Here is a 6,065-nt window from a genome sequence, read left to right on the forward strand (position 1 = left end):
CCGAACGACGCGGTCTCCGAGGTGAAACGGTCACCGGTGAGCTGCATACCGTCACCCGAGTCCCCCGCGAACCTGATGATCACCCGGTCCAGGCGCCGGACGTCCTTCGCGCCCGCCGCTTCGCGCTGCTCCGCTACGACTGCTCCGTCGGCCTGCTCCGCTGGGCTACTGACCTGGCTGGTCACTGAACTGGACCTCCCTAGAGGCGGCTGTCCGGGACAGGCCTTCCCGCAGGCCCTCCCAGATCAACCCTACGACCGCGAGGATCCCCTTCCTCGGGTCATTCGCATGTTGGACACGACTTCGAGACGTTCGAGCGCCCTGACCCGCATGCCGGGAGTCTCACGAATTGAGGTACGTCAGCACGGCCAGCACGCGGCGGTGGTCGCCCTCGCTCGGGGACAGCCCCAGCTTGAGGAAGATGTTGCTGACGTGCTTCTCGACCGCCCCGTCGCTCACCACCAGCTGCCGGGCGATCGCCGAGTTGGTCCGCCCCTCCGCCATCAGCCCCAGCACCTCCCGCTCCCTCGGGGTCAGCCCCGCCAGCACGTCCTGCTTGCGGCTGCGGCCCAGCAGCTGCGCGACCACCTCCGGGTCCAGCGCCGTACCGCCCCCGGCCACCCGCACCACCGCGTCCACGAACTCGCGGACCTCCGCCACCCGGTCCTTCAGCAGATAGCCGACGCCCCGGCTGGAGCCCGCCAGCAGCTCCGTCGCGTAGCGCTCCTCCACGTACTGCGACAGCACCAGCACACCCAGCCCCGGGTGCGCCTTGCGCAACTGCACCGCCGCCCGGACGCCTTCGTCGGTGTGCGTCGGCGGCATCCGCACGTCGGCGACGACCACGTCCGGCAGCTCGCCCTGCGCGTCCAGCTCCGTGATGGTCTTGATCAGCGCCTCGCCGTCGCCGACCCCGGCGACCACCTCGTGCCCCCGGTCGGTCAGCAGCCGGGTCAGTCCCTCCCTGAGCAGCACGGAATCCTCGGCGATGACCACCCGCACCCTGTCCTCCACGATGTTCGGCCCCCCACAGCCCGAGCCGCCCGTCCGCGGCCCACAACGGCCCCGCGCCCACCCGTGCGACAGGTTCCAGCATTTCAGGCTCGGCGGGTGCGTGGGGGCGGGACCCGCTTCTCGACCGGCCGATTCGGGTGACGGCGGGCAGCGATCAGGGCCGGAGGGCAGTGCCCTCCGGCCGGTCACGTCGTCCAGGGCGCAGACGGGTTCAGGCCCGGGCCCCCGCGTCGGTCACCGCACGTGCTCCCCGCGCCACGGCAGCTCGGCCGTCACCCGGGTCGGCCCGCCCGCCGGCGAGTCGACCACCAGGATCCCGTCCACCGCGTCGAGCCGCTCCGCCAGCCCCGCCAGCCCGGACCCCCGGGACATCTCGGCCCCGCCCACGCCGTTGTCCACGACCTGGAGCATCAGCCGGCTCTCCGTCCGCCACACCTCCACGCCCGCCCAGGTCGCCCGGGAGTGCTTGCTGATGTTCTGCAGCAGCTCCGACACCGTGAAGTAGGCGATCCCCTCGATCGCCGGCGCCGGCCGCTCCGCCAGGTCGACCTCCACCTGCACCGGCACCGTGCAGCGCGAGGCCACCGAGGACAGGGCCGCGTCCAGGCCGCGGTCGGTCAGCACCGCCGGGTGGATGCCCCGGGCCAGGTCCCGCAGCTCCTGCAGCGCCGTCTTCACCTCGCCGTGCGCCTCGTCCACCATCCGCCGGGCCGCTTCCGGATCCTCGTGGAGCTTCTCCTTCGCGAGCCCCAGGTCCATGGCCAGGGCCACCAGCCGGGCCTGCGCCCCGTCGTGCAGGTCCCGCTCGATGCGCCGCAGGTCCGCCGCCGCCGTGTCGACCACGACCCCCCGGTCCGACTCCAGCTCCACCACCCGCGACGCCAGCCGCGAGGGCCCGAGCAGCCCGTGCACCATCAGCCGGTCCACCATCGTCAGGGCCCGCACGATCCACGGCGTGGCGATCGTGAAGAGCAGACCCACCAGCGCCGTCACCGTGATCTCGAAGGGGTTGTCCAGGTAGACGCGGTGCGTCTCGTCGCCGTACAGCTGGATCCCGTTCTGCCCGGCGTGCACCGGCAGCGCCCAGAACCACAGCGGGTACGTCAGCAGCCCCCAGCCCAGCGCCCACACGCTCACGGTGACGCCGAACGAGAACACCGCCCAGGGCAGTTGCAGCACCGAGTACAGCAGCGCCCGCCACGAGGTGCCGCTCTTGAGGACGGCGCCCATCCACGCCAGGGTGCCCTGCCGCTGCACCCGCAGCGGCTCCGGGTCGGCCACGTCCAGGTCCAGCAGCGCCCTGGCCCGCACCCGCTCCAGGGCTCCGATGCCGCGGCACCCGGCGAGCGCGGCCGCCAGCACGGGGATGCCGAGGAACGTCACCAGCAGGCCCGCCCCCAGCGACACCATCGTGACGGCGTAGGTGAACAGCAGGATGCTGACCGGCAGGCTCAGCAGCACGTAACCGAGCTCGCGCCAGGTGCGGCCCTCGACCGGGGCGCGCAGCGCGGCGGGCAGCCGGTGCCGCCGTTCGGTGCTCCCGGTGAACCCGGACCCGCTGCCGAGCCCGTATCCCTGTCCGTACTCCGTGGCCATCGGCGTCGTCCTTCTCCTCGTCCTGCGGCTGTGTTCCCCGCCATCCACCCTGCTCCGCCGCAGGTCGGCGGACCATGGAGGTCGTCGGCGTCTTGGCCGGGGGGTTTTCCCCACCCCGGGCCCGCGCGCGGTCCGGCCCTAGTGCCGGGCGTCCGGGGCGGCGGCGTCCGCGCGGTCGCGCCACGGCAGTTCCGCCGTGACCGTCGTCGGGCCGCCCTCGGGGGACTCCAGGACGAACAGGCCGTCCACGGCGTCCAGCCGGTCGGCCAGGCCCCTCATCCCCGTGCCGCCGTCCAGGCGCGCGCCCCCGCGGCCGTCGTCCCACACCTGGATGAGCAACCGGTCGTCCGTGCGCCACACCTCCACCGACGCCGACTTCGCCCGGCTGTGCTTGCTGACGTTCTGCAGCAGCTCCGAGACGGTGAAGTAGGCGATGCCCTCGATCGCCGCGGCGGGCCGGGCGGGCAGGTCGACCGTCACCTTGACCGGCACCGTGCACCGCGAGGCGACCGAGGACAGGGCCGCGTCCAGGCCGCGGTCGGTCAGCACCGCCGGGTGGATGCCCCGGGCCAGGTCCCGCAGCTCCTGCAGCGCCAGCTTCACCTCTCCGTGCGCCTCCTCGACCATCGCGGCCGCCGCGTCCGGGTCCTCCAGCACCTTCTCCTTGGCCAGGCCCAGGCCCATCGCCAGATTGACCAGCCGGGCCTGCGCCCCGTCGTGCAGGTCCCGCTCGATGCGCCGCAGGTCCGCCGCCGCCGTGTCGACCACCACGCCCCGGTCCGACTCCAGCTCCGCGATGCGCCGCTCCAGCTCGTCCGAGGGCGACAGCAGCCCCCGCACCATCGCCCGGTCCACGTTGGTCAGACCCCGCGCCACGAACGGCAGCACCGGCCACAGCACGAACAGCGAGGTCAGCGTGAACGCGAACGTGAAGACCCCCCACGGCAGCCGGACGGCCTCGTACAGCACCGTGCGCCAGCCCACCGGGTCCTTCAGCTGCATCCACAACCGCTGGAAGAAGCCGCCCCCGCCGCGCAGCCGCAGCCGGCTCGGCTCGTCCACCCGCACCCCGAGCAGCGCCCGGGCCCTGGCCCGCTCCATCCTGCCCAGCTGCCGCGCCCCCATGAGCCCGGCCGCCAGCAGCGGCAAGCCGACCACGGTGAGCGTCAGGCCCAAGCCGGTGAAGAGCACCGTCATCACATAGGTGAAGCCGAGCAGCGCCACCGGAAGGTTCGCCAGGAGGTGCGCGATCTCCTTCCAGGTGTGCCGGTCGTAGGCGAGACGGGGCGGGGGCGGGCGGTCGTCCCGCCCGGCCGCCGTCTTGGTCCCGGGGGTGCCGGGCGACGGGAAGCGTTCGGTCATACGCGTAAGCGTGCCCGGCGGCACACCACCGCGCCATGAGGTGGACCGCCAGGATCCACTGAGGAAAACCCCACCCCCGCATGCCGGGGCGTGACGGGCTGCTTACCCTGCCTTTATCAGGGCCTAGACTCCCGTGCGTACAGATCGTCGAACAGCGGCACCCGTGTCCCGGCAGGGCCGGGACGCCGTCCCGGCCGACCGGGACGCCGCGGTCTCGGCGCAGGATCCAGTCCGAGTTTCAGGGAGCGAGGGACGGACGTGCCGGAACGGACCGTCGTCACCACGACCGTCGTCGCGGCGGACTACTTCCAGTCCTACTCGGTCGTCGGACTGCTCGCCGTCGTCGGCGTGCTGTTCGTCGCCGTCGCCTTCGGGGCCGGCCGCCTGCTGCGGCCCGTGGTGCCCACGCCGGAGAAACTGCTGACGTACGAGTGCGGCGTCGACCCCGTCGGCGAGGGCTGGGCCCACACCCAGGTCCGCTACTACGTCTACGCGTTCCTCTACGTGATCTTCGCCGTCGACTCCATCTTCCTGTTCCCCTGGGCCACTGTCTTCGCCGCTCCCGGCTACGGTGCGACGACCCTGGTGGAGATGTTCATCTTCCTCGGCTTCCTGGCCGTGGGCCTGCTCTACGCCTACAAGAAGGGCGTCCTGGCATGGACGTGACCCCCGAGCCCGTGCTGCTGCCCGAGCCGAAGCGGCTCGGCGCCCTCGCGCGCCTCGCGCCCGAGCCGATGAAGGTGATCCTGAACTGGGGCCGCCGCTACTCGCTCTGGGTCTTCAACTTCGGACTCGCCTGCTGCGCCATCGAGTTCATCGCCGCGTCGATGGCCCGCCACGACTTCATCCGCCTCGGCGTCATCCCCTTCGCGCCGGGCCCGCGGCAGGCCGACCTGATGGTCGTCTCCGGCACGGTCACGGACAAGATGGCCCCCGCCGTGAAGCGCCTGTACGAGCAGATGCCCGAGCCCAAGTACGTCATCTCCTTCGGCGCCTGCTCCAACTGCGGCGGCCCGTACTGGGACTCGTACTCCGTCACCAAGGGCGTCGACCAGATCATCCCCGTGGACGTCTACGTCCCCGGCTGCCCGCCCCGGCCCGAGGCGCTCCTGCAGGGCATCCTCAAGCTCCAGGAGAAGATCGCCCGCGAGTCGCTGGGGGAGCGGTACGGGACGGGTGCGGAACGCCCCTCGGCGGCGGCCCTGCAGAGCGGCCTCGTACAGCCGCCGGCCCCTGTCCCGGTCACCGGCCCGGCGACCGGGACAGGGGCCGGGTCCGGATCCGACTCCGGGTCCGGGTCCGGATCCGACTCCGGGTCTGAATCCGACTCCGGATCCGGGTTCGGGTCCGGGTCGTCGTCCGGGTCCGGGTCCGGGTCTGGATCCGGATCTGGGTCCGGGTCGACGTCCGGGGAGGGCCGATGACCGCGGTCGGCTGGCTCCCCGCCGACGCCGGGGAACTCTTCGGCCCCGACGCCACCGCCGAGGAGTCCTACGAGGTCCTCACGGTCGATGTGCCCCCGGCCGCCTGGATCTCCGCCCTGGAGACCGCCCGTGACCGGCTCGGCTGCACCTACTTCGACTGGCTGAGCGCGGTCGACGAACCGGGCACCGGTTTCCGCGTCGCGGCACACGTCGCCGCGTTGTCCCCGGTCCGCCGTCTCCTGCTGCGCACGACCGTCCCGCACGACGCCCCGGCCCTGCCGTCGGCGATCGGTGTGTACGCCGGTGCCGCCTGGCACGAGCGTGAGACGCACGAGATGTTCGGCGTCACCTTCGAGGGCCACCCGGCGCTGGACCACCTCCTCCTGCCCGAGAACTTCGAGGGCCACCCCCTGCGCAAGGACTTCGTCCTCGCCGCCCGGGTCGCCAAGGCCTGGCCCGGCGCGAAGGAGCCCGGCGAGTCGGAGCACGGCGGCCCCAAGCGCCGCCAGATGCTCCCGCCCGGCGTCCCCGACCCGAACGAGTGGGGCCCCCTGAAGGGCCAGCTCCCCCCGGCCCCCACCCGCCCGTCCCGCGGCCCGGCCCGCACACCGGGGGACCGCCCGGTGCGCGCGGCCGGGGACCGCCCGGTACGCCGGACGCGTTCGGCGG

At 73.0% G+C, this 6,065-nt stretch carries 7 protein-coding genes; 3 read left to right on the forward strand and 4 right to left on the reverse strand.

All coding sequences use genetic code 11. From position 1 onward, the window contains the following. The 4 genes from AC07DA_RS35315 to AC07DA_RS35330 form a co-directional block, all read right to left on the reverse strand. The coding region (locus AC07DA_RS35315) for a hypothetical protein (protein WP_479132342.1) at positions 1-185 on the reverse strand (185 nt) is incomplete at its 3' end. A gap of 157 nt (positions 186-342) precedes the next feature. Continuing rightward, positions 343-1,014, reverse strand: coding sequence for a LuxR C-terminal-related transcriptional regulator (locus AC07DA_RS35320; RefSeq protein ID WP_479132343.1), 672 nt, complete (start codon positions 1,012-1,014; stop codon positions 343-345). 234 nt (positions 1,015-1,248) lie between these two features. Further along, a complete protein-coding gene (locus tag AC07DA_RS35325; RefSeq protein ID WP_479132345.1) occupies positions 1,249-2,610 on the reverse strand; it encodes a sensor histidine kinase in 1,362 nt (453 codons plus the stop codon). A 138-nt stretch (positions 2,611-2,748) separates the two neighbouring features. Then, complete coding sequence (locus AC07DA_RS35330; protein WP_479132346.1) at positions 2,749-3,972, reverse strand: sensor histidine kinase; 1,224 nt, start codon at positions 3,970-3,972, stop codon at positions 2,749-2,751. Between the two features lie 258 nt (positions 3,973-4,230). On the opposite strand from AC07DA_RS35330, the gene AC07DA_RS35335 reads away from it, so the two are divergent. The 3 genes from AC07DA_RS35335 to AC07DA_RS35345 all read left to right on the forward strand — a co-directional run. After that, the gene (locus tag AC07DA_RS35335) at positions 4,231-4,638 is read left to right on the forward strand and encodes an NADH-quinone oxidoreductase subunit A (protein ID WP_094054411.1); all 408 of its coding nucleotides are present in this window, start codon (positions 4,231-4,233) and stop codon (positions 4,636-4,638) included. Continuing rightward, positions 4,629-5,396, forward strand: a complete 768-nt coding sequence (locus AC07DA_RS35340) for an NADH-quinone oxidoreductase subunit B (protein ID WP_479132347.1) — start codon at positions 4,629-4,631, stop codon at positions 5,394-5,396. Before AC07DA_RS35335 ends, AC07DA_RS35340 begins: the two co-directional genes overlap by 10 nt. After that, positions 5,393-6,065: NADH-quinone oxidoreductase subunit C (locus tag AC07DA_RS35345; protein ID WP_479132349.1), on the forward strand; the 673-nt coding region annotated here is incomplete at its 3' end. The genes AC07DA_RS35340 and AC07DA_RS35345, both read left to right, overlap by 4 nt.

The sequence above is a fragment of the Streptomyces sp. NPDC044921 genome (assembly GCF_056432865.1).

Bases quoted from the DNA above. Each gene is read 5' to 3' on its own strand.
- AC07DA_RS35325 (WP_479132345.1), bottom strand. From the start codon at position 2,610: ATGGCCACGGAGTACGGACAGGGATACGGGCTCGGCAGCGGGTCCGGG.
- AC07DA_RS35330 (WP_479132346.1), bottom strand. From the start codon at position 3,972: ATGACCGAACGCTTCCCGTCGCCCGGCACCCCCGGGACCAAGACGGCG.
- AC07DA_RS35340 (WP_479132347.1), top strand. From the start codon at position 4,629: ATGGACGTGACCCCCGAGCCCGTGCTGCTGCCCGAGCCGAAGCGGCTC.